Annotated in this window: 17 protein-coding genes and 1 pseudogene; 12 read left to right on the forward strand and 6 right to left on the reverse strand. The window is 67.2% G+C overall.

From position 1 onward, the window contains the following. Positions 1 to 3: 3 nt before the first annotated feature. The 10 genes from Strain318_RS01435 (at position 4) to dacB (ending at position 13014) form a co-directional block, all read left to right on the forward strand. Entirely contained in the window at positions 4 to 1425 is a 1422-nt protein-coding gene (locus Strain318_RS01435; protein WP_367886756.1) for a M20/M25/M40 family metallo-hydrolase, read from the forward strand. 8 nt (positions 1426 to 1433) lie between these two features. After that, positions 1434 to 3284, forward strand: a complete 1851-nt coding sequence (locus Strain318_RS01440) for an aspartate ammonia-lyase (protein WP_367886757.1) — start codon at positions 1434 to 1436, stop codon at positions 3282 to 3284. 15 nt (positions 3285 to 3299) lie between these two features. Further along, a complete protein-coding gene (locus Strain318_RS01445) occupies positions 3300 to 3674 on the forward strand; it encodes a hypothetical protein (RefSeq protein WP_367886758.1) in 375 nt (124 codons plus the stop codon). Positions 3675 to 3873: 199 nt separating this feature from the next. Further along, positions 3874 to 5130 carry a cytochrome c oxidase subunit II gene (gene coxB / locus Strain318_RS01450; protein ID WP_367886759.1) on the forward strand — a complete coding sequence of 419 codons (1257 nt, stop codon included), beginning with the start codon at positions 3874 to 3876 and terminating at the stop codon, positions 5128 to 5130. A 17-nt stretch (positions 5131 to 5147) separates the two neighbouring features. After that, positions 5148 to 7064, forward strand: coding sequence for a cytochrome c oxidase subunit I (gene ctaD / locus Strain318_RS01455; protein ID WP_367886760.1), 1917 nt, complete (start codon positions 5148 to 5150; stop codon positions 7062 to 7064). Positions 7065 to 7080: 16 nt separating this feature from the next. Continuing rightward, a complete protein-coding gene (locus tag Strain318_RS01460; protein WP_367886761.1) occupies positions 7081 to 7782 on the forward strand; it encodes a cytochrome c oxidase subunit 3 in 702 nt (233 codons plus the stop codon). Positions 7783 to 7796: 14 nt separating this feature from the next. Continuing rightward, complete coding sequence (locus Strain318_RS01465; RefSeq protein WP_367886762.1) at positions 7797 to 8111, forward strand: cytochrome C oxidase subunit IV family protein; 315 nt, start codon at positions 7797 to 7799, stop codon at positions 8109 to 8111. Between the two features lie 107 nt (positions 8112 to 8218). Beyond that, a complete protein-coding gene (locus Strain318_RS01470) occupies positions 8219 to 9043 on the forward strand; it encodes a cytochrome c oxidase assembly protein (protein ID WP_367886763.1) in 825 nt (274 codons plus the stop codon). 186 nt (positions 9044 to 9229) lie between these two features. Then, positions 9230 to 10816 carry a M12 family metallo-peptidase gene (locus Strain318_RS01475; RefSeq protein ID WP_367886764.1) on the forward strand — a complete coding sequence of 529 codons (1587 nt, stop codon included), beginning with the start codon at positions 9230 to 9232 and terminating at the stop codon, positions 10814 to 10816. A gap of 836 nt (positions 10817 to 11652) precedes the next feature. After that, the gene (gene dacB / locus Strain318_RS01480; RefSeq protein ID WP_367886765.1) at positions 11653 to 13014 is read left to right on the forward strand and encodes a D-alanyl-D-alanine carboxypeptidase/D-alanyl-D-alanine endopeptidase; all 1362 of its coding nucleotides are present in this window, start codon (positions 11653 to 11655) and stop codon (positions 13012 to 13014) included. 384 nt (positions 13015 to 13398) lie between these two features. On the opposite strand, the gene Strain318_RS01485 is transcribed toward dacB, so the two are convergent. The 5 genes and pseudogenes from Strain318_RS01485 to Strain318_RS01505 all read right to left on the reverse strand — a co-directional run bounded on the left by Strain318_RS01485 (position 13399) and on the right by Strain318_RS01505 (position 18418). After that, positions 13399 to 13653: a putative signal transducing protein gene (locus Strain318_RS01485; protein ID WP_367886766.1), complete on the reverse strand. Its 255-nt coding sequence runs from the start codon at positions 13651 to 13653 to the stop codon at positions 13399 to 13401. Positions 13654 to 13723: 70 nt separating this feature from the next. After that, complete coding sequence (locus Strain318_RS01490) at positions 13724 to 14263, reverse strand: integrase core domain-containing protein (protein ID WP_367886156.1); 540 nt, start codon at positions 14261 to 14263, stop codon at positions 13724 to 13726. A 94-nt stretch (positions 14264 to 14357) separates the two neighbouring features. After that, positions 14358 to 14666: pseudogene (locus Strain318_RS01495) on the reverse strand (leucine zipper domain-containing protein); the annotation flags it as partial. 236 nt (positions 14667 to 14902) lie between these two features. Then, a complete protein-coding gene (locus Strain318_RS01500) occupies positions 14903 to 16732 on the reverse strand; it encodes a M14 family metallopeptidase (RefSeq protein WP_367886767.1) in 1830 nt (609 codons plus the stop codon). 6 nt (positions 16733 to 16738) lie between these two features. Next, positions 16739 to 18418, reverse strand: a complete 1680-nt coding sequence (locus Strain318_RS01505) for a M14 family zinc carboxypeptidase (RefSeq protein ID WP_367886768.1) — start codon at positions 18416 to 18418, stop codon at positions 16739 to 16741. A 142-nt stretch (positions 18419 to 18560) separates the two neighbouring features. On the opposite strand from Strain318_RS01505, the gene Strain318_RS01510 reads away from it, so the two are divergent. Continuing rightward, positions 18561 to 20990, forward strand: coding sequence for an ABC transporter permease (locus Strain318_RS01510; protein ID WP_367886769.1), 2430 nt, complete (start codon positions 18561 to 18563; stop codon positions 20988 to 20990). A gap of 3 nt (positions 20991 to 20993) precedes the next feature. Here the strand turns inward: Strain318_RS01510 and Strain318_RS01515 are convergent, their stop codons facing one another. After that, a complete protein-coding gene (locus tag Strain318_RS01515; protein ID WP_367886770.1) occupies positions 20994 to 21563 on the reverse strand; it encodes a rhomboid family intramembrane serine protease in 570 nt (189 codons plus the stop codon). 24 nt (positions 21564 to 21587) lie between these two features. Here Strain318_RS01515 and Strain318_RS01520 point away from each other — a divergent pair, with 24 nt between their 5' ends. After that, on the forward strand, positions 21588 to 23267 hold the full coding sequence (locus Strain318_RS01520; RefSeq protein ID WP_367886771.1) for a DEAD/DEAH box helicase: 1680 nt from the start codon (positions 21588 to 21590) through the stop codon (positions 23265 to 23267). Positions 23268 to 23281 lie beyond the last annotated feature (14 nt).

Genomic DNA, 23281 nt, shown 5'->3' on the forward strand with positions numbered 1-23281 from the left:
CCGATGCCGCTCCGATTCCGCCCGTTCGTCCTCCTCGTCGCCTGCGCGGCGTCCCTCGCGACCGCCACCGCGACGCCGCTCGCCGCGCAGAGTCGGCAACTGACGCGCTGGGAGCAGCAGGCCCGCGCCCTGTTGGAGGAACTCGTCGAGATCAACACGACGCATTCCACCGGCAGCACGGTCGATGCGGCCAACGCGATGGCGCGGCACATGCTCGCCGCCGGATTCCCGCGCGAAGACGTGGTCGTCGTGGAGAACGCCCCGCGGAAGGGCAACCTGATCGTGCGCTACCGCGGCCGCTCGCGCTCGCTCAAGCCGATCCTGCTGCTCTCGCACATCGACGTGGTCGAGGCGAATCCGGCCGACTGGACGCTGCCGCCCTTCGAGTTCATCGAGCGCGACGGCAAGTTCTATGGCCGCGGCGTGGCGGACGACAAGGACGAGAGCGCCATCCACCTCACGCTGCTGCTCCGCATGAAGGCTGAGGGGGTGGTGCCGGACCGCGACATCATCGTGGCGCTGACGGCGGACGAGGAGGGCGGTCCCGAGAACGGCGTGGAGTACCTGTTGGCCAATCGACGCGAGTTGGTGGACGCGGCCTACGTGCTCAACGAGGGCGGCGGCGGCCGGGTGGACGCGGGCAAGCGCATCTCGAACGACGTGCAGGCCGCCGAGAAGTACGTGGTGAACTTCCGCCTCGAGGCCACGAATTCCGGCGGGCACAGCTCCGTCCCGCGCCCGGACAACGCCATCTACTCGCTCGCCCGCGCGCTGGACCGTCTCTCGCAGCTCCAGCAGCCGGTGCGCCTGAACGAGACCACGCGCGCCTACTTCACGCGCCAGGCCGACATCCTGGGCGGCGAGACGGGCGCGGCGATGCGGCGGTTGGTGGCCAACGAGCGCGATGCCGCGGCCGCGGCGATCGTGTCACGCGACTTCTCCAACAATTCGCGCCTGCGCTCCACCTGCGTGGCGACGCTGTTGGAGGGCGGACACGCGATGAATGCGCTCCCGCAGCGCGCGCGCGCGACCGTGAACTGCCGCATCCTGCCCGAAGAGACGCGGGCGCAGGTGCAGGAGCGCATCGTCGCCGCGGTGAACGACACCGGGGTGAAGGTGACCGTCGAGCGCGAAGACTCCAACTCGCCGGCGTCGCCGCTGACGCCGGAGTTGTTGCGGGCCATCGAAGCCACCACGCAGGAAGTCTTCCCCGGAGTGCCGGTGGTCCCGACGATGAGCACGGGCGCCACCGATGGCGCGTACTTCCGCGCGGCGGGCATTCCCGTGTACGGCGTGAGCGGCCTCTTCTACAGCGCGCCCAACGCGCATGGCATGAACGAGCAGGTCGAGAGCGAGGCGTTCTACCAGGGCCTCGAATTCATGTACCGGCTCGTGCGACGTCTCACGGCCGGGCCCGGGATGTAAGTTTGGGCATGACCTCCCCGGACTTCAGCACGACGCCATTCTTCGCGGGGCTCCCCGATCAGCTCCGCTGGCACCTCTCGCAAGTCGCCGAACGTCACGAGTACCCCGTCGGCGCGAAGCTCTTCTCCAACGGCGAGCCGCGGCAAGCCTTCTGGGTGATCCTCGAGGGCACGCTCGCCATCGAGCTCACGGGCGAAGGCGAGCCGCACCGGCTCGCCACGCTCGGACCGGGCGATGTGGTCGGCGAGAGCATCCTGCTGCAGGACGACACGCACCACACCGACGGCACGGTGCTCGCGCCGATGGTGGCGGTGCGGTTCGGCAAGCGGGCGCTCGAGGCGCTGCTGAAGGACCAGCCGCGGCTGCATGCCGCCTTGCTGGCGCGTTCGGCGCGGGTGCTCGCGGCGCGCCTCAAGGCCGCGGACGCCACGCTCTCTGGCCGCGACCGCGCCGCGGGCTTCGGCGGGCCGACGCGTGACGAGAAGGACCTGCTGGGCGTGCGGCAGGTGCCGCAGGCGGCGCTCTACGGCGTGCAGACACTGCGTGCCATCGAGAACTTCCCGATCACGGGCGTGGCGCTGCACGACTTTCCGGAGCTGATCGTCGCGCTGGCGCAGGTGAAGGAAGCGGCCGCGAAGGCGAATCGCGAACTCGGGACGCTCGACGCCGACGTCGCCGAAGCGATCGTGAAGGCCTGCCACGAGATCGCCGCGGGCACCCACCACGAGCATTTCCGCGTCGACATGATCCAGGGCGGGGCGGGGACCTCGACGAACATGAACGCCAACGAGGTCATCGCCAACCGTGCCTGCGAGCTGCTCGGCGTGCCGCGCGGCACGTACACGCGCGTGCATCCCAACGAGCACGTGAACTTGGCGCAGAGCACGAATGACGTCTATCCCACGGCCGTGCGCCTGGCGATCCACAGCGCGATCGGCACGCTGCAGCAGGAGATGCGCGGGCTCGTCGAGGCGTTCCGCGCGAAGGGCAAGGAGTTCGCGCCGCATGTGAAGATGGGCCGCACGCAGCTGCAGGACGCCGTGCCGATGACGCTGGGCCAGGAGTTCCGGGCGTTCGGCAACACGATCGCCGAGGACGTGGACCGGCTCGAGGAAGCGAAGGCCTTGCTGCGCGAGATCAACATGGGCGCGACGGCGATCGGGACGGGCATCACGGCGCCGGCGGGCTACACGGAGAAGGTGCGGGCGCAGCTGAGCCAGGTGACGGGCCTGCAGTTGATCACCGCGCCGGACCTCGTGGAGGCGACGAGCGACACGGGCGGCTTCGTGCAGGTGAGCGGCGTGCTCAAGCGCTGCGCGGTGAAGCTGAGCAAGGTCTGCAACGACCTGCGATTGCTGAGCAGCGGTCCGCGCACGGGGTTGGCGGAGATCCGCCTGCCGGCCATGCAACCGGGCTCGAGCATCATGCCGGGCAAGGTGAACCCCGTGATTCCCGAGGCGGTGAACCAGGTCTGCTTCGACGTCATCGGCGGCGACGTGACGGTGACGCTGGCCGCCGAGGCGGGGCAGCTGCAGCTGAACGTGTTCGAGCCGATCATCGCGTTCCGGCTGCTGCGGAACATCAGCGCGCTCACCAACGCGGTGCGCGTGCTGCGGGAAAAGTGCGTGGTCGGCATCGAGGCCAACCCGCAGGTGATGCGCGAGTACGTGGAGCGCTCGATCGGCCTCGTGACGGCGCTGCTGCCGGCGTTGGGCTACGAGCAATGCACGGCGTTGGCGAAGGAAGCGCTCGAGAGCGGGCGCGGAGTGGCCGAGCTGGTCATCGAGAAGAAGCTCATGACGCGCCGGCAACTCGACGAGGTGTTGGACCCCGCGGCGATGGTCAGCGGGAGTCACTGAACAGGGAGCGGGACGATGGGAGGCATCAAGCTCGACGGCGCGGGCACGCAGAAGATGAAGACGATCGAGGAGGCGCTGCTGACCGTGCAGACGATCCACGGTCTGGTGGAGCGCATGGCGGTGGATGTGAAGAACAACCGCGGCGTCGGCGTGATTCCCGGGCAGATCAAGCGCATCGCGACGAACCTGCAGGGGCAGCTGAAGGCGCAGTTCGGGCTGATCGCGGACCAAGTCGCGGCGATGATCGTGGCGATGGGGCGCGGGGGCGGCGAGCAGGGGAAGGTGCGCGTGCTGCGGGAGGCCGTGGCGCAGCTTCGCACGGCGCTCGAGATCAACGCGGCGAAGGTGAAGAAGGACCACGCGGTGGCGATCGAGCTCGCGCCCGAGTGAGCGTGGGCCCGCCGGGCCTGCGAGAGATGGACAGTCCTAGGACCGCCACAGGGACTGCTCGGTCCTAAACCATTCCAGACGCGGAATATAGGGGCCGCTCCGCTTGTCCCACCCGAAAGGGTGGGATAGCTTTTCCGGGTCGTGTCCGCGGACAATTCCCGGACCGACCCGATCCCCCCCAGCCACACACATCATGTCGATGCTGCGCTTGCGCCAGACAGCACCAGCCCTGCTCACGGCAGTGGTGGTCCTGGCGCTCACCGCATGCGGTGGAATGGAGTCCGCTCCCAACTCCACCTTCAATCACACCACGGATTTCAACACGGCCGTCGATGGGCTGTGGGACCGTCTCCTGCTGCTGGGGACGATCGTGTTCGTGGTGGTCGAGATTGCGCTGATCTACACGATCATCCGCTTCCGGAAGCGTCCGGGCGGACCGGAGGCGAAGCAGATCCACGGCAACGTCGCGCTCGAGATCACGTGGACGGCGATCCCGGCGGTGATCCTGGCGTTCATCGCCGTGCCGACGGTGAAGACGATCTTCCAGACGCAGGCGCCGGCGCCGGCGGGGGCGTTGACGATCGAGGTCACGGGGCACCAGTGGTGGTGGGAGTTCCACTACCCGGAGTACGGCGTGACGACGGCCAACGAGGTCTACGTGCCGGTGGGCCGCACGGCGAACTTCGTGCTGCGCACGAAGGACGTGCTGCATTCCTTCTGGGTGCCGCAGATGGGCGGCAAGCGCGACCTGATCTCGAACAAGACGAACATGCTCTGGTTCACGCCGAACGCGGACCTGGGCACGAATGCGTACAACGGCTTCTGCCTCGAGTACTGCGGGGCGAGCCATGCGAACATGAAGTTCCGGATGTTCACGGTGCAGCCCGACGAGTTCGCGTCGTGGGTGGCGCACCAGGCGCGTCCGGCGCTTCCGCACGACTCGACCCGAGCCACCGCGGCGCCGGCGGTTCCCACTGTGACGGTGGCTTCGGCCGCCGGCACCCCGCCGGCGCCCGCGATGTCTCCCGACCTCGGGTACGTCTTCCCGGCCAGCGAGCTGCCCGAGCACGTGATGCCGCAGACGCCGCTGCCGGCGCGGCTGCAGTTCGACGACGCCGTGCTCGCGCAGGGCGATGCCAAGCGCGGCGAGACGTCGTTCATGATGGGTGGCTGCATCGGTTGCCACGCGATCAACGGCAACCCGATGGCGCTGAGCAACATCGGACCGAACCTGACGCACTTCGCCAGCCGGCACACGCTGGGCGGCGGCCTCTTCCCGAACGACGACCGGCACCTCGCACGCTGGATCAAGAACGCCAAGGCGATGAAGCCGGGCGCGCAGATGAACGTGATCGGCGTCGGCGAATACGACCCCATCCTCAAGGGTCCCGTCACCGCGGGCCTCACCGATGCGCAGATCGCCGATGTCGTGGCGTACCTGCGGTCGCTCAAGTGACCGGGAGAAACTGACCAATGGCTAGCATTGCTGCCCCCACGCACGCCGGCTCGGTGTCCACGCCGGCGGAGCAGACCGGGATCTGGAGCTGGATCACAACGGTCGATCACAAGCGGATCGGCACGCTGTACCTCTGGACCGCACTGATCTTCTTCCTGATCGGCGGCTTCGAGGCCGTCCTGATCCGCACGCAGCTCATGCGCCCGAACATGGGCTTCGTGAGCGCCGAGACGTACAACCAGCTGTTCACGATGCACGGCACGACGATGGTGTTCCTCGCCGTCATGCCGCTCTCGGCCGCGTTCTTCAACTATCTCATCCCGCTGCAGATCGGTGCGCGTGACGTCGCCTTCCCGCGGCTCAACGCGTTCTCGTACTGGGTGTACCTGCTGGGCGGCATCTTCATCACGATGCCGATCCTCTTCAAGGTCGCGCCGGACGGCGGCTGGTTCGGCTATGCGCCGCTGACGACGAACCGGTTCTCGTCGGGCCCCAACATCGACTTCTGGGTGCTGGGCCTGCAGATCCTCGGCGTGAGCTCGCTGGCCGCGGCGTTCAACTTCATCACGACGATCATCAACATGCGGGCGCCGGGCATGAGCCTGATGCGCATGCCGATGTTCACGTGGATGTCGTTCGTGGTGCAGTTCCTGATCATCCTCGCGTTCCCGCCGATCACGGTGGCGCTGTTCTTCCTGCTGATGGACCGCTTCTTCGGGACGAACTTCTACGCCATCGCCGCCGGCGCCGACCCGCTGCTGTGGCAGCACCTGTTCTGGGTGTTCGGCCACCCCGAGGTGTACATCCTGATCCTGCCCGCCTTCGGCCTCGTGTCGGAGGTGCTGCCGACCTTCTCGAAGAAGCCGCTGTTCGGCTACAACGTGATGGTCTACTCGGGCATCATGATCGGCTTCCTCGGCTTCGGCGTCTGGGCCCACCACATGTTCGCGGTGGGCATGGGCGCGGTCGCGGACTCGATCTTCTCGCTGATGACGATGCTCATCGCGATCCCGACGGGCGTGAAGATCTTCAACTGGATCGCGACGATGTGGGCGGGCGAGATCCGCTTCACGGTCCCGATGAAGTTCGCCATCGCGCTCATCGCGATGTTCACGATCGGCGGCATCTCGGGCGTGATGCACAGCTCGCCGCCGTCCGACCTGCAGCAGACGGACACGTACTTCGTGGTGGCGCACTTCCACTACGTGCTGTTCGGCGGCTCGATCATGGGCATCTTCGCCGGCATCTACTTCTACTATCCGAAGATGACCGGCCGGCATCTCGACGAGACGCTGGGCAACTGGCACTTCTGGCTGAACTTCATCGGCATGAACCTCACGTTCTTCCCGATGCACTTCAGCGGCCTCACCGGTATGTCGCGCCGCATCTATACGTACGACGCCGGCCAGGGCTGGGACCTGTGGAACCTGCTCGCGACCTACGGCACGTACCTGCTGGTGGTGGCGACGTCGGTGTTCGTGTGGAACTTCGTCCGCAGCCGCACGCGCGGCGCGATCGCCGGCAACGACCCCTGGGGCGCGGCGACGCTCGAGTGGTCCATCCCCTCGCCGCCGCCGGAGTACAACTTCGCGCAGCTGCCCGAGGTGACGTCGCGCTATCCGCTCTGGGACCTCAAGGCCCCGGAGAAGACCGCCGGCATCGAGCACTCGCATGCCGACGCGATGACGATCACCGACGCGCACGCCGTGCCGGTGCACGAGGAGACCGAGCGGCACACGGCCAAGGAACTCGGCATCCCGATGCCGTTGCCGACCGCCAAGCCGCTGTTCGTGGCGTTCATGATGGTCGTGATGTTCAGCGGCCTGCTCTTCCTGCGCAACGACATGTTCGCCGTGGCGATGACGCTCACCATCGGCGGAGGCGCGGCGATGGCCGTCGGCCTCTACCTGTGGCTCACCAGCCCCCTCGAGTAAACCGGAGCTATTGACGATGTCTGCGCATACTGCCGCTGCGCACGCCGCCGGTCACGAGGACGGCCACGTGCACCATCACTACACGACGACCGGGCTGGACAACCGGAAGATCGCCATCTGGGCGTTCATCGGGTCGGAGTGCATGCTCTTCGCGTCGCTGATCGCGACGTACCTGATCTACAAGGGCAAGTCGCTGGTCGGCCCCTTCCCGCACACGGAGTACGTGGACGCCGCGGGCAAGGTCTTCAAGCCGATCCTCGACATCCCCGTCACGTCGGCCTCGACCTTCGTGCTGCTGGCCTCGTCGTTCGCGATGGTGCTGGCCCTGCAGGCCGTGCAGCTCAAGGGCGTGCCGCTGCCCGCCGGCGCCGGCTGGTGGACGCGCGCCCAGCGCTCCTCGCAGCTCTGGCTCGGCGTCACGGCCTTCCTCGGCGCGACCTTCCTCGGCTTCCAGGCCTACGAGTTCACCGCCTTCGTGCACGAAGGCCTGACGATCAAGACCAACCTGTTCGGCTCGACGTTCTTCACGCTCACCGGCTTCCACGGCGCGCACGTGACGGTCGGCGTGCTCTGGCTGATGTCGTTGCTGTGGGTGGACCGCACGCGCGGCCTCGCAGGCCCGGGGGACGAGCTGCTCGTCGACATCACGGCGCTTTACTGGCACTTCGTCGACGTCGTCTGGATCGTGATCTTCACGCTCGTCTACCTCATCCAGTGAGCGGAGCAAGCGACATGGCACACGACAACAAGCACGCCGCCGCCCACGCGCACCCGAGCGGCAACACGTACCTGAAGGTCTTCGTCATCCTCACGGTGATCACGGTCATCGAGGTCTGGGCGTACTACATCCCGGCCCTCGTCGCCTCGCCGCTGTTCAATCCGTCGCTGATCGCGATGTCGGCGGCCAAGTTCGCCATCGTCGTCCTGTTCTACATGCACCTCAAGTTCGACCACAAGCTGTTCCGGGTGCTGTTCAGCGGGCCGCTCATCATCGCCGGCGCCACGATCGTCGCGCTGCTCTTCCTCTTCGGGCAGTTCGCGCTCTAAGGCGCCAGCCAGATCGGTGGGCACGAGGGGCGCCGCGACGACGTCGCGGCGCCCCTCTCCCTACTCCCCACCCAGAACGCCCTCCGTCTCCCGAGTAGTTTTCAGCCATGGGCCTGCCGCAGCTGTTCCTCCACCCGAATGTCGACCTCAGCCAGGGCGGCTTCACCGTCCACTGGTCCACGGTCATCGGCCTGCTCGCCCTGCAGGCCCTGTGGATCCTGCGCGTGCGCGCGCATCGGGGCGAGCACCGGCCCACGCCCTGGCAGGCGACGTCGTTCACGCTGGGGCTCGTGGTCATGTTCCTGTCGCTGAACGGGCCCATCCACGATATCTCGGACTACTACTTGTTCACGGGCCACATGGTGCAGCACCTCGTGCTCACCATCGTGACGCCCCCGCTGCTGCTCATGGGCACACCGGGCTGGATGCTGCGGCCGGCCCTGCGGGTGGGCTGGGTGAACGCGACGGCGCGTGTCGTGACCACGCCACGGGCGGCGATCACGCTCTTCAACCTCGTGCTCGCCGGCTGGCACCTGCCACCGCTCTACAACGCGGCGATGTACTACCATGAGGTGCACATCATCCAGCACCTCATGTTCCTCGTGACCGCGGTGCTGATGTGGTGGCCGATGCTGAGCCCGATGCCGGAGCTGCCGCGGCTCAGCTACCCCGGGCAGATGCTCTACAGCTTCGTCATGACGCTGCCGATGACGATCGTCTCGATCTTCATCGTGTACGCCGATCACGTGCTGTATCCGGCCTACGCCAGTTCGCCGCGGCTCTGGGGGCTGTCGCCGCTCGAGGACCAGCGCCTAGGCGGGCTCATCATGTGGATCCCTGGCGGGCTGTTCTTCTATCTCCTGACCAGCGTGATCTTCTTCAAGTGGGTCACGTCGGCGCGGGACGACCAAGCGGCGGCGCAGGTGCGCTAGTACGGCCCCATACAGCGACCGAGAAAGGGAGAGCGGTGTCTGGGCAGCGAAGTAGTCATGCTGGTAGAGGGGCGAGCTACCGATCGTCGTAGAATACTGCGTCAGGACTTGCGCCTATCCTAGCATCGTGCGAGGTTCTGCCAACAATGCGCTAATCAATCGATTCGAAAAACTCGGAGGTCCGTGATGTTTAGAATCGCCCCCCCCCTTCTACTCGCCCTGGCACTGGTGGCTGGCTGCTCGGCGGAAGGCTCGGCGCCACACGAACTCCGTGCGGCAATCGCGGACTCGCTTGCAATGCTGAGGGTCGAGGGGACGGCTCCGCTCTCGCCTGAACAAGCGACGAGGATAGAGCGGATTCGCACCCAGCCTCATGTAGTCGATCTCCAGTTGGCGCGCTTCGAGGAGCCAACGGCGAACGCGATTGCAATCGCGACTGCTGTGACGATTCCGCTAGACAGCGTCCGCATCGTGGGGTTCACGAGGAATGCGATGACCGTTCATGCGGATGGACGGACGTCATGGAGCGGGCAAGGTGATTCCCCCGGACAGACGATTCAACTTGTCTTCGGAAGTCTGGGCATGTACGCGAGCGCCACAGTGGGGCGGCACACCTACCGTGTTGAGCCTGTCGGGGGAGGAGTTCACGCAGTCACCCGCGTCGACTACCGGCTCCTGCCGACGGAGGAGCCAACCGCCAGCGGCGTTCTAGACGCAGATTCGGTCGGAAGAATCGACTCGACGTCACTCCGAGGTATCGACCCGACCGCAGGAGGTCTGGTATTGAGTGCGTCCGAGTCGGCATTCGGCAGCCAGAGAGCGAGTCTCCGACTAAGTCGCACGGCGGCCAGTATTTCGCAGACGGACACCACGACAGTTATGGTCGCATACACCTCAGCGGTTACAGCGGCCGTCCTCGAGCCAGCATCGTTCATTCAGCTTGCTGTGGACGAAACAAACACTGGATACGCGAATTCTGGAATCCCGTTGTTCATTCAACTTGTACACGCAGGAAAGGTACAGTACAGCGAACTTGGAAAATCGCACGATCAGCATCTCACTGCCTTCCGTGCTACAGCGGATGGGGTGATGGATGCCGTGCACGGTTGGCGCGACCAGTATCTGGCAGATGTCGCGGTGTTGCTGGTGGATGACGGCGAAGCGTGTGGCCTAGCATCCCAAATACTTGCGACCCACACGAGCGCATTTGCCGTTGTCCACCACGCTTGCGCTACGGGAAACTTCACGTTCGGGCATGAGATAGGGCATCTCCAAGGTGCGCGGCATCAACTGGCGTATGACCCTGCGACGTCGCCGTTCGCGTACGGACACGGTTTCGTTGCTCCGAGCAACTCATTCCGCACGGTTATGGCGGTCGTTGGACCGGCGCCGCGCGTGAACCACTGGTCAAACGACGATGACACAAACCCTGTCCGGGGTAGCGCTCAGAGTGAGGACAACGCCCGCGTTCTAAGCGAGACGCGATCAACAGTAGGCGCGTTCCGACGCCACATCTCGGTGGTGATCGACGGTCCAGCGTCCGTCCGCTCGTACGAGTTCTGTACATGGAACGCCGTAATCAGCGGCAATGTGCCTGCGGCTTCCTATCAGTGGGGCGGCGTCGCATCGGGTTCTGGATCGTCGATAACTGACGTGGTATCATCGACGGGAACCCTTAGTGTTGTCGTATACGACGCATACGGGCGCGGCAACGTGCATGAGCTACTGGTAACCGTCGACGATAACGGCCCGTCTTGTGGCGGAAACTCGTGACATTGCGCTTTCGCTCGGCGAGCCGAATGCCGCGATTGTGTCCTGCGCCTGCGAAGCACTCAGCGTGTTTGCGATTTGTACTTTCGTGCATCTTGGCTGTGTTGCCGAGCTGTGCGCCAAGCCGCCCACCGCTCGGCCCAACGCAACGACCGACAGACGTCGTCGGCTGCTACTCCACGACGTTGAGCAGATGGAGCGGACCACGCCTGTCGCCAAACCCGCCTTCGGTGATCGTCTTGCTCGATTCACTCGGAACCGTCGGGATCGAGTCTGGCGAGCGCCTTGCGAGGGGATATCCGTTGAACGCACCTTCGCCCTTTACAATGTCCTTCTGGCGTCGACTCGAGACCGAGCACTTGTACATCGTGTTTTCTAATGAAGGAGTAGTTGGTGTCAGGGCGAACCTTGTGTGGGGCTGGGGCGACGACTCGTGGCGCGGCACCGTGCACGCCTTCACGGATGTGCCGCCGTACTTGGAAGCGCGAGCAAGCATTCGCCTTGATCCACGGCCGTGCTGAGCTTGCGTTCGTGCCTACGCAGCGACCCCTTTTTCGTGCCTGCGCACTGGATGATGCTTCGCTATTGCGTCGCCTGATGGGCAGACCTTCCGGAAAAGAGGTTTTGCCTTATTCTACTCGTACATGCTTTACCGCCGTTCAGTCATGTGTTTCGCCGTTGTGGTCGTCTGCAGTGCTGGAGTCCAAGCGCAGGCGGCCCCCGGCACGAAGGCCGCGCCAAGTCCTGCGGCTCCGCCGGCGCGTCCGCCCGCATCCACCGCGGCCCGCCGTCCCGCGCCGCGGCCGGCCCTGCGTGCCACCACGCCGCGGGGCATCGAGATGCTCCGACGCGATCTCTCTCAGCTCATCAACGCCAGCACGATAAGCGGCGAGTGGGGCGTGATGGTCGTCTCGCTCGCGACCGGCGACACGCTGTTCTCCCGCGAGGCGGACGAGCTGCTCCTGCCGGCTTCGACGATGAAGCTCTACACCGCGGCGCTTGCCTTTGAGCGCTTCGGCCCCGCCCACCAGTTCCGCACGGACGTGCTGCGGGATGGATTCATCGCGGCCGACGGCACGCTCGACGGCAATCTCTATCTCAAGGGCGCTGGCGATCCGGCCCTCGGCGCACGCTATGCGCGCTGGAACGACGGCACGCCGCCGATGCAGTCGATCGCCGAGTTGGTGTATGCCAGCGGCGTACGACGCATCCGCGGCGACATCGTCGGCGATGCGTCGGCCTTCGAGAGCCGGCGCGTGCCCGAAGGCTGGCGCACGCGCTACCTGCAGGCGGGCTACGCCGCGCGGGTCTCGGCGCTCTCCGTGAACGAGAACATCGCGAACGTCGTCGTGCGGAGCACTGCGTCGGGCGCGACGGTCACCTTCGACGAGCCGCTGATCGACCTGCCGATCCATCCGACCGTCACCGTGCGCCCGGGCAGTCGTTCGGCACGCATCCGCGTCTGGCAGGACACCACGGAGGACCGATTCCGCGTGCACGGATGGATCGGGGCCTTGAGTCCGGAGCGCACGTATCGCGTGGTCGTCGAGCAGCCGGAGCGGTTTGCGGCGGCCGCGTTCCGTGCGGCGCTGCAGAAACGGGGCATCATCGTCGAAGGCGGGGCCCGTGCGGAAGCGGCGCCCCCGGAAGCCGAGCGGCTGACGGCCTGGGCCTCGCCGCCGCTGGCGCAGTTGGTACTGACGATGAACGGCGAGAGCAACAACCACTTCGCCGAACTGCTGTTCCGCAACGCAGCGCGCTCCGTGCGCGGCGTGGGCTCGGCCGAAGCGGCCAACGAGGCGCTGCGCAGCTTTCTCGCCGAGCGTGCCGGCGTGCGCCGCGACGCAGTGTATGCCGCAGACGGCAGCGGCCTCTCGACGCTGGACCGCGTGACGACGCGCTCGATGGTACAGTTGCTGGCCTACGCGCAACAGGCGCCGTGGGGCGAGGTGTTCCAGGCGACGCTGCCAGTCGCTGGCCGCTCGGAGACGCTGCGCACCCGCATGCGACGCACGGCGGCGGACAACAACCTGCGCGGCAAGACGGGCACGACGAACGACGTCAGTTCACTCGCCGGGTACGTGCGCACGAAGGACGGGGAGCTGCTGGCGTTCGCGTTCCTCTACAATGGGCGCGAGCTGTGGCGCGCGCGCGCGGCCATCGACGCGATGGGTGTGACGCTGGCGGGGTTTGCTAGGTGACTGGCTCGCTCAGGAGCATCGCCGATACCAGCTCCACGAGCCGATCGCCAATCCACCGACTGCTCCGACAACAATGTACGCCTTGCCCTTAACGGGACCTGACTCTCGCGTGCCGACTGTGCGAGGAACGCTCGCATAAACTGCCACGAGAGCGCCGGCGAGCGCACCGAGCCCGGCGCCCAGCACCATGTCGCGGGCAGGCCCGCGCGAGCAAGCCGGTGGCGCCGTGACCAGTTGTTCGCCATTCGCAGCGACCGCTGGCGGCTCGGCCCTCGCACGCAAGTGCCGAATCGTCTGTTGCGCCTCTGCGTCCCGCGGCAGGACGAGGGCCAGCGCGAGCATTAGTCTGGGCTGAAAGACGCGCATCGACGCTTTCACTCAGACTCAGCTGAGCAATGGCTTCTCCGGCGGCTTTGGATCCGTCGCCGCCGCCGCATCGAGCAACCGCACCGCCGTGTCCACATCCCCCTGCCGCACGACCAGCCGCACGGGATGCAGGATGTTGAGGAACGGCAGCATCTCACCCGCATTGTCCTTCAGCAGCATCGACGGGATGCTGTTGGCGTCGAGCACCGCCTGCGCAAACTCGGCTTCAATGCTGTTCTGGAACGTCCGGACCACGTACGCATTTTCTGGCATCGTGCCCTCCGGGCGGAACAGGTGAGCGGGAATCGTAGCACCGGCGCGCGGGCGCGGCTAGGTGTCGGTTCTAAGGACGTTGTTCACGCTGCATGAGGAAGTGGAGCAGCGGCGGGACGCGGCCGAGCGACCGGTGCGGCCGTTCGACGTTGTAGCAATCTAGGAAGTCGGGCAGCGCCGCGTTGCGGTGCGCCGAGGTCCGGTATGGCTTCTTGTAGGCCCAGCGGCGGAGCGCGGTCTGGATGAAGCGCTCCGCCTTGCCGTTCGTCTGCGGGCGGTAGGGCTTGGTGCGCAGGTGCCGGATCCCGTGCGCGGCCAGCGCGGCCTGCACCGCGTGGCTCGTGTACGCCTTGGCGTTGTCGGTCATCACACCGGTGACGGCGATGCCCAGCTGCGCAAACCAGCGGCGCGCCGCCTCGAGGAAGCGGGTGCACGCCGCCGCGTCCTGTGTCGGCAGCAGCGCCGCGTACGCGAGCCGCGTCGCGTCGTCGACCGCGACGTGGAGATGGTCCTGCCCGAGCCCCCGACGGCGGCCGACCTTCGAGCGGTTGCCGTGCGCGCGATGGCCCGCCGTGACGAAGCGATCGAGGGCCTTCGTGTCGACATGCACGAGCTCGCCGGGCGTCTCGCGCTGGTAGCGCGGCCCGCCCGTCGCCCCCGGGGCCCTTCAGCCGGCCCTGGCCCGCGCGCGTGAGGACCCGGCCCACGGTCGAGACCGCGAGCCCGAGCCGCTCCGCGATCTCCGGCCCGGTGAGCCGCGTCGCGCGCAGGCGGAGAATCCGCTCGATGAGCGCCGGCCGCGTGGCGGTCGGCGAGCGATGCGGGCGCGAGGAGCGGTCGGCCAGCGCCGCCCAGCCCCCGGCCGCGAAGCGGCGCAGCCACTTGTAAGCCGTGCTCGGGCTGATGTGGAGGGCCGCGGCGACGGCGCGCACCGGCTCGCCGTCGAGGACCACCCGGCGGACGAGCTCGGCTCGCCCCCAGGCGGTCAATCGCGCATTGTTGTGGATGTTCACTGAGGCCTCTGGCTGAAGGTTGGGTGGCTCGCACCTCCAGCTTCCTCAGTTATGCCTCAGTGAACAACCTCTTTAGAACCGACAGCTAGGCGCTCGCGGCGTATCTGACATACTCCGATGCATATGTGGTGGTTCCCAGGAGTGGACAGGAGCTGACTTTACCACGAAAGCACGAAGACACGAAGGAATCGAATCCTTCGTGTCTTCGTGCCTTCGTGGCAAAGCCGCTCAGGTGATCAACGCGACCGCAGCGTCGACATGCCACCCTTCTGCGAGTCGGCCGTCACGGTGAACGGCCCCGTGCCCTGCACGATCCACTTCACGCGCACGATGCCCTGGCCCGGGATGTTCGCCACACGGATGCGCGCCGGGTCGAGCTTCTGCTCCGTCGCGTCTCCGCTGAGCGGGTTGTCAATCGTGAAGCCGGCAATCACCCGCCCGCCGGTGAGCGACACGAGGTTCGGCCGCGTGATGCGGTTCTCGAGGTCCTGCTGCGTGTGCGTCGGCGCGACGCGGCGGTTCACCACGACTGCGGTCACCTCGGTCAGTCCGTTGCCCAGCGACCGCGTCGTCACGCTGTCCACTTCGACCAGCGGCATCTGCGAGGTCTGGTACAGCGTGAACATCATGTTGCGGTGGCCATCACTCTGCAGCATGAAACCGGGCTCGACGCGGCCGAAGTTCTTCTTCGTGCCGCCGACCTCGACCTTGCCGTACTGCGGGTGGTCGACCTCCGTCCACTCCACCATCGCCTCGCCCATGAGCAGCAGGCGGTTGAAGCGCGATTCCGTCGTCTGGTACTGGCGGTTGTTCGGGTTCCCGCCACCGAAGCCACCGCCGCCACGCTCCGGCTGCTGGTAGAAGTACAGGAACGGCGTCCACAGCTCGTTCGAGAACGTGAGGATGCCGCGCGCGCCGTAGAACCAATCGAGCTCGCCGCCCCACACCGTATAGAGGTCCTTCCAGACGATCATGTAGCGGTAGCCCGGCAGCACCTCCTCACCCACGCGGCCAAGCACATCGAAAACCTGCACGTCCTGCGGGCGATACTCGTCCTGTGGGACGCCCGGGCCGCGGAGCAGCATGCCGCCGGAGTTGTGGTAGCTCTGGGCGCCGGCGATGTTCGGATGCGCGATTACGAAGTCCATGATGTTGCGCGTCTCGATCAACGAACCCGGATAGCGATCTGCGCCGCCCTGCACGTACTGCGGCGCCCAGCGCCACGGCCAGTTGCGGTTCGGATCATAGACGCCCGGGCCATCCTCGTTCACGACGCCGTCACCATCGTTGTCGAAGCCCTCGGCGCCCAGCAGGTCGTACTCGCCCTGCTCGCCGGGGAGTACGGGCACGAGCAGACGCGGGTCCTCCGGCGACACGCGGAAGCGGCCGTTCGGGTTGCGGCGGCGCATCTGCGTGATGTGACCGTCGCCGTTCAGGTCGTCGAGCCCGTCCTCATCCATGCGGCCGTCGCCGTCGGTGTCACGCGGCGCGAGGCCGGTGCGCGGCGAACTCGCGTTGTTCGGCTGGTGGATGTAATGGTCGCGGCCGTCGGGATTGATGGACGGCACGATGTACAGCGTGTAGTTGCGCAGCAGCGAATCCACGGCCGGCACGCGGTCGGCCATCTCGGCGAGGTACCAGGCCGTGTACAGCGAGAACTCGGCGCCCTGAATCTCGTTGGCGTGGATGTTGCCGTCGATCCACATGGCCGGCTTCTTGTCTGCGTCGCCGACGGCGTGGTTGGTCACCGTGAGCAGGAACATGTCCCGGCCTTCGGTACTCTTGCCGATGCTCCCGAGCTTCACGAAGCCCGGGTGCGCCGCGGCGAGGCGGCGGCCGATCTCGAGGAGTCCGGCGTGGTCGTAGAAGCGGTCCCAGCTCACCGCGACCTTCGGGTTCGGCGGGGAGCCGAGCGCGGCCAACGCACCGGCCACCGGCGCCTGTGTGGCGCGCGTCGGCGGGGGTGCCGTGCGGATCTGCTGCGCGTCGAGCGTGTGCAGCGCGGAGGCAGCCAACAGGGCCGCAGTGCCGAGCGCTGCAATCGATGTCGTGCGAATGATGGTCATCGTCGATTACCGGGCGCGGAGGGTGATGGTCTGGGTGCTGAGCCCCGCGTGCGGCGAGCCCACGTTCAACGTGACGGTCGAGTTCGGCGCGCCGACGACCAACCACTCGAAGCTCTCGTTGCCGCCGCTGCCACGCAGCGCATTCACGTACTGCATGCGGCGGCCGCCGCTCAGCTGTTGGTCGCGCCCAAGCGCCATCTCGACGCGCACGCGCTGCGGCAGCCGCGAGCGGACACCGAGGGCCGAGTTGCTGGGCAGGAAGCCATCATTCACCACGGTCGCGCGGATGCGATACACGCGCGGGCCGACTTCGGTGACGCTGATGTCCTTCACGCTCACGTTCGGCAGGCTCTCGACGAGCTTGCGGACGAAGCCGCCATGCCGCGCGGCGAGTGAGTCGAGTTCGCTGCCCGGCGGGTTCAGCGTTGCGCCGGGGGCGAAACCTCCGACTTCCACCGGCTGGCCGTCGATGGTGAAGCCCTGTACGGCCTGCCACTCGACGAACGCGCTCGGGTTGTTGGCCTTGAGCCAGCGGTAGTCGTTGCGCTCCGCGGCGAGTGGGTCGGGCGTCGGTGCGCGACGGGTGCTGTCCGCGGCAGCCTTGCCCGGCCACCAGACGCGCGAGCCGAAGGCGAAGCGCCCCATGTGGAAGTACGACCACGAGAGCGGATCACCGACTTCAGCGGCCGACGCCGGCCCCTCGCTCCAGCGCGTGATGCGCTTGAAGTCCGCCGACATGGCGTTGAACCACGTGTTGTCGGCCGGCAGCGATGCGGTGAGCGGTCCGCCAGCCGAGGTGCCCTGTGGATTCCCGCCGATGCCTGGGACGGTGCGGCCTTCCCAGGCCTTGATCAGGTTGTCCTGCATACCGAGGACATACACCGCGGCGATGTTGTCATGCGTGCTCACGAACTCGGCCACGCCTCGCGCCTCCTCGGCCGAGAACGGATGCAGGCCGGAGTTGTCGGAGAAGAAGCGGAAGTTGTTCGCGAAGTTCCTCGAGATGTCCGTGCCGCCGACGGCGTCTTCGTTGTACTCGCCGTCCGCGTCGTTGTCGCGCCCTTCGACCAGCAGGCGATACATGCCGCGTTCGCCCTTCGACGCGTCGGCGCGGCGCATCAGTGCCGGATCCGTCGCGTCGGCGATCCACTCACCGTCCGTGGCCTTCACGCGCATCATCGTGATGATGCCGTCGCCGTTGAGGTCATCTGGCCCGTCCTCATCGTCCGCCATGTCGCGGTCATCGTCGAACTTGGTGTCGTTGCCCTTGCGCTCCCAGCGGAGTGCCCCGAAGTACGCTTCGGTCGCATCCGGATTGAGCCGCGGCACCACGTACACCGTGCGCTGGGCCAGCAGCTGAGCGGTCGCCGCATCCCGCGCGAGGTCGCGCACGAGGCGCAGCGCCACCTCCGAGCTGCTCACCTGCGGCCCGTAGGCGCCGGCGAGGATGAGGACCGCGGGCTTATCGTCGGCGCCGAGTCGCACCACGTGCACGGGACGGCGTCCCGGCGAGGTGGCGAGCACCGATACGTTCACCAGCGCCGGCTTGCTGCGGGCGATGGAGTCGAGCACCGCCGTGAGGCGAGCGTTGGTGTGGTACCCGTCGGTGGGGCGCCCTTGGGCGCCGGACGGGAGGGCGAGGACCGCGAGCAGCGTGGCCGCGCCGAGCGAGCGGATGAGAGGCATCGTCTCGTGGGAAAAGGGTGCAGGGAGTATACGCGGCGCCGAGAGGGGCCGTTGGGCCCTGTGGCCATCCGACACAGGGCAGGGTGAAACCTCGATTGCCGCGGGTCGCGTAGGCCGGATAGACCCCTCAAGAGCATCCGACATGGAATCCTGGCTGCGCGACATCCGCCTTGGCCTGCGTACCCTGCGCAAGAGTCCTGCCCTGACGATCATCTCGTCGATTGCGCTGATGTTCGGCATCGGCCTGACCACGATGATGTTCAGCATCGTGTACGGTGCCTTGCTGCGCGGCCTGCCCTTCGAGGACGGGGAGCGCATCGTCAGCGTCTGGCGCGCGAACACGCGCAATACGAACATCGATCGCCAGTCGCTGCCTATCCAGGACTACGTGGACGTGGCGGCCCAGCAGCGGGTCTTCGCGCAGTTCGGGGCGTATACCGGCGGCACGATGAACGTCTCGGGCACCGAACGTGCCGAGCGGTACGCGGGCACCTGGATCACGGCGCAGGCCCTGGAGATACCCGGCATCCTGCCGGCGCTGGGCCGCACCTTCCGGCCCGGCGAAGACAGCCCAGGCGGCGCCAAGGTCGCCATCATCGGGCACGCGATGTGGCGCGACCGCTTCGGCAGCTCGCCGTCGGTGTTGGGCCAAACGATCCGCGTGAACAGTGAGCCGTATGAGATCGTCGGCGTGATGCCCGAGGGCTTCGCGTATCCCGAGAACGGCGAACTCTGGCTTCCGCTGCAGACGGACCCGCTGGCCACGGCGCGCGGCGCCGGGCAGTTCGTCAACGTGGTCGGCAAGTTGAATGCGGGCGTCACGCTCGACGGGGCCTCCGCAGAGCTGGCGACGATCTTTGGGCGCCTCGCCACGGAGCATCCGGAGTCCAATCGCGACTACACGGCCTACGCCATGGAGTTTACGCGCGCGTTCATCGGCGACGAGCCGACGCAGCTGCTCTACACGATGCTCGGCGCGGTGTTCTTCGTGCTGCTGATCGCCTGCTCGAACGTGGCGAACCTGCTGCTCGACCGCGCGGCGCATCGCAGCAAGGAAGTCGGGGTGCGGTCGGCGCTCGGGGCGACGCGCGGGCAGATCGTGCGCATCTTCCTCGCCGAGGCCTTCGTGCTCTCGATGATCGGCACGGTGCTCGGCATCGTGATCGCCAAGGTCGGCATCGACGCGTTCACGCGGGCCATCGTCGATACCGACCCGCCGTTCTTCCTGACCTTCGAGCTGTATCCGCCGGTGTTGGCGTTCGCGATCGGCGTGTCGTTCCTCGCGGCGCTGCTCGCCGGGTTGATTCCCGCGTACCAGGCGTCACGGGGCGACATCGCCGAGATCCTGAAGGATGAGACGCGCGGCGCGTCGAGTCTCAAGATCGGCAAGCTGAGCAAAGGTTTGGTCGTCTTCGAGATCGCGCTGTCCTGCGGCCTGCTCGTGGCGGGCGGTCTCATGATCAAGAGCGTGGTGAAGGCGAACTCGCGCGACACCGGCTTCGCCATGGAAACGGTGTTCACGGCGCGCGTCGGCTTCCCGACCGGCTCGGCGGACACGGTGACGCAGCGCGCATTCTGGGAACAGCTGCCGGACCGCGTCGCGGCGATTCCCGGCGTGCAGGCGATGGCGTTGGCGTCGGGGCTGCCGAGCGCCGAGCAAGGGTTCGGCCAGGACGGCGTGACGATCGAAGGGCGCGTGTATAACGACGGCAGTGAAGTGGGCGCGACGCGCTTCGGCAGCGTGACGCCGGGCTTCCTCGAGACCTTGGAGATCCCGCTGCGGCAGGGACGCGCAATCGACGCGACCGATCGTCCGGGCGCACTGGACGTGGCGGTCGTGAACGAGCGCTTCGTGCGCGAGTACTTTCCCGATGGCGAGGCGCTGGGCAAGCGGGTGCGCCTCGGCGGCATCGCGCCGGAGAACCAGAATCCGTACCTCACGATCGTCGGCGTGATCGGCGATGTGATGGTCGGCAATCCCGATGACCCGCGCCCGCCGCTGCTGCTGCGTCCGTTTGCGCAGGCGCGCTCGCAGTTTGCGTACATCGCGGCGCGTACGGGCACGGACCCGATGACGCTGACGCAGCCGGTGCGCGAAGCGGTGGCGTCGTTGAATCCCGACATCCCGATCTACTGGCCGATGACGCTCAAGCAGGCGGCCGCGCAGAACCTGTGGTTCGTGCGCGTGTTCGGCACGATGTTCGCCATCTTCGGACTCGTGGCGCTGTTCCTGGCGAGCATCGGGCTCTACGCGGTGATGAGCTTCGCGGTGAGCCGGCGCACGCGGGAGATGGGCATCCGCAAGGCGCTGGGCGCGACGCCCGGACGTGTGATCCGTCTGGTGTTCTCGAGCGGCGCGTGGCAGCTGGGCATCGGGATGACGATCGGCATGGCGATGGCGGCCGGCATCTCACGGCTGCTCACCGTGATTCTTTACGACGTGCAGCCGTTGGATCCGATGGTGTTCGGACTCGTGGCGTTCACGCTGGGCGCGTCGGGCGCGCTGGCCTGCCTCATTCCGGCGCGACGCGCGACGCGGGTGGATCCGTCGGAGGCGATGCGGGTGGAGTAAGCCCTAGCGCGGCGCGAGCCAGCGCGCCGCGAGTACGCCGCCGAGGAAGCCGCCCAGGTGCGCCTGCCAGCTGATGCCCGGCTGGCCGGGCAGCACACCAAGCACCACGGAGCCCCAGGTCACCGTGACCGCGATGCTGAGCAGGATGGCGCCGACCGACCGCGCGTACCATCCGGCGAGCATCAGGAATCCGAGGTAGCCGAACACGACGCCGCTGGCGCCGATGTGCACGCTGCCCGGCGCACCGAATGTCCACGCGCAGAGGCCGGCCCCGAGCATCGAGAGCAGCGTGACCGGCACGAAGTGCTTGCTGTCGCGCAGCATCACGAGCCAGCCGAGGACGATCAGCGGCACGGTGTTGGCGATCAGGTGCTCGGTGCTGCCATGCAGGAAGGGCGCAAAGAGGATGCCCCAGAGGCCCTGCTTCGTGCGCGGGTGGATGCCCCAGGCCATCACGGCGTTGTTCGTGACGACTTGGGCGGCGAAGCCGGCCCACACGACGGTGACGGAGCCACCGATGGTGGTGGCCTGCTGCTTGAGCGTGCGCGCGGTGGCTTTGACGACGGTTTTCATCGGTAAAGAAGTGTATCTTTCATAATGACAAATCGCGCGTCCGACCCCATGCCTGCCGCCGGATTCGCGTCCCTCGGCCTCGATGCCCGCGTCCTCGCGGCGCTCACCGCCCTTGGGTACGAGGAGCCCACGCCCATCCAGCGGGCGGCCATCCCGCTGCAGATCGCCGGCCGCGACGTCTTGGCGCAAGCGGCCACCGGTACCGGCAAGACGGCGGCGTTCGCGCTGCCGCTGCTCCAGCACCTGCGCACCGATGCGCCGCCACGCGAACGGACCAGCGCACTGGTGCTGGTCCCTACGCGCGAGCTGGCTATGCAGGTTGCAGAGGCGATCTACCGCTACGGCAAGTCCATGGGCGTGCACGCGGTGCCGGTCTATGGCGGCACGGCGATCGACGGCCAGATCCGCCAGCTCAAGCGCGGCGTGGACATCGTGATCGCCACGCCGGGGCGCGCGCTGGACCACATCCGGCGCAAGACCGTGCACCTGCAGGGGATCCGCACGGTGGTGCTCGACGAAGCCGATGAGATGCTCGATATGGGCTTTGCCGACGACCTCGAGGCGATCCTCGCCGAGACGCCCGCCGAGAAGCAGGTGGCGCTGTTCTCGGCCACGCTGGCGCCGCGCATCATGGCGATCGCCAAGTCGCATCTGCGCAATCCGGAACTGATCAGCATCGAGCCGGAGAAGCTCAAGGCCGGCAAGGCGGCGAAGGTGCGGCAGGTGGCCTACATCGTGCCGCGGGCGCACAAGATGGCGGCCCTGGGTCGCATCCTCGACGTGGAGCAGCCGGAGAGCGCGATCGTGTTCTGCCGGACGCGCACCGAGGTGGACGAACTCACCGAGACGATGAACGCGCGCGGCTATGCGGCCGAGGCGCTGCATGGCGGCTTGAGCCAGGACCAGCGCGACCGCGTGATGAAGCGCTTCCGGGGCAAGACGACGGACCTGTTGATCGCGACGGACGTGGCGGCGCGCGGCCTGGACGTGTCGCACGTGACGCACGTGGTCAACTACGACGTGCCGAACGCGAGCGAGGCGTATGTGCATCGCATCGGCCGCACGGGCCGTGCGGGGCGCGAGGGGACGGCGATCACGCTGGCGGAGCCGCGCGAGCATCGCTTGCTCAAGAGCTTCGAGCGCGCGACGGGTCGTCCGGTGGAGGTCGCCCCGGTGCCGACGGTGGCGGACCTGAAGGCGGCGCGTGTGGAGCAGGTGCAGGAGAAGCTGCGTGCGACGATCCTCGACGGCGGGCTGGAGGATTGGCGGCGCATCGTGGCGGGCATGGCGACGGAGTTCGATCCGATGGATATCGCCGCGGCGGCGTTGAAGCAGGGGGCCACGCCGGCGGACGAGGAGACCGAGATTCCGGCGGGGCCGCCGGCACGCGAGAAGCATCCGGCGCGCGCGCGAGAGGACGTGAAGAAGGCGCGCACGATCGCCCGCGGTGCCAAGGGTGGCGGGATGACGAAGCTCTACGTGGGTGCCGGCCGCAAGCTGAAGGTGCGGCCGGGCGACCTCGTGGGCGCGATCGCCAACGAAGCGGGCGTCGATGCCGCGACGCTCGGCACGATCACGATCTTCGATCGGCACAGCATCGTCGAGGTGCCGGCCGCGGCGGCCGATGACGTGCTGCGCGCGATGGCGAAGGCGACGATCAAGGGCAAGAAGATCCTCGTGCGCCGGGATCGCGAAGGCAGCTGAACGCGACGCGTAGC

The sequence above is a fragment of the Pseudogemmatithrix spongiicola genome, from assembly GCF_030623445.1.
Taxonomy (GTDB): domain Bacteria; phylum Gemmatimonadota; class Gemmatimonadetes; order Gemmatimonadales; family Gemmatimonadaceae; genus Pseudogemmatithrix; species Pseudogemmatithrix spongiicola.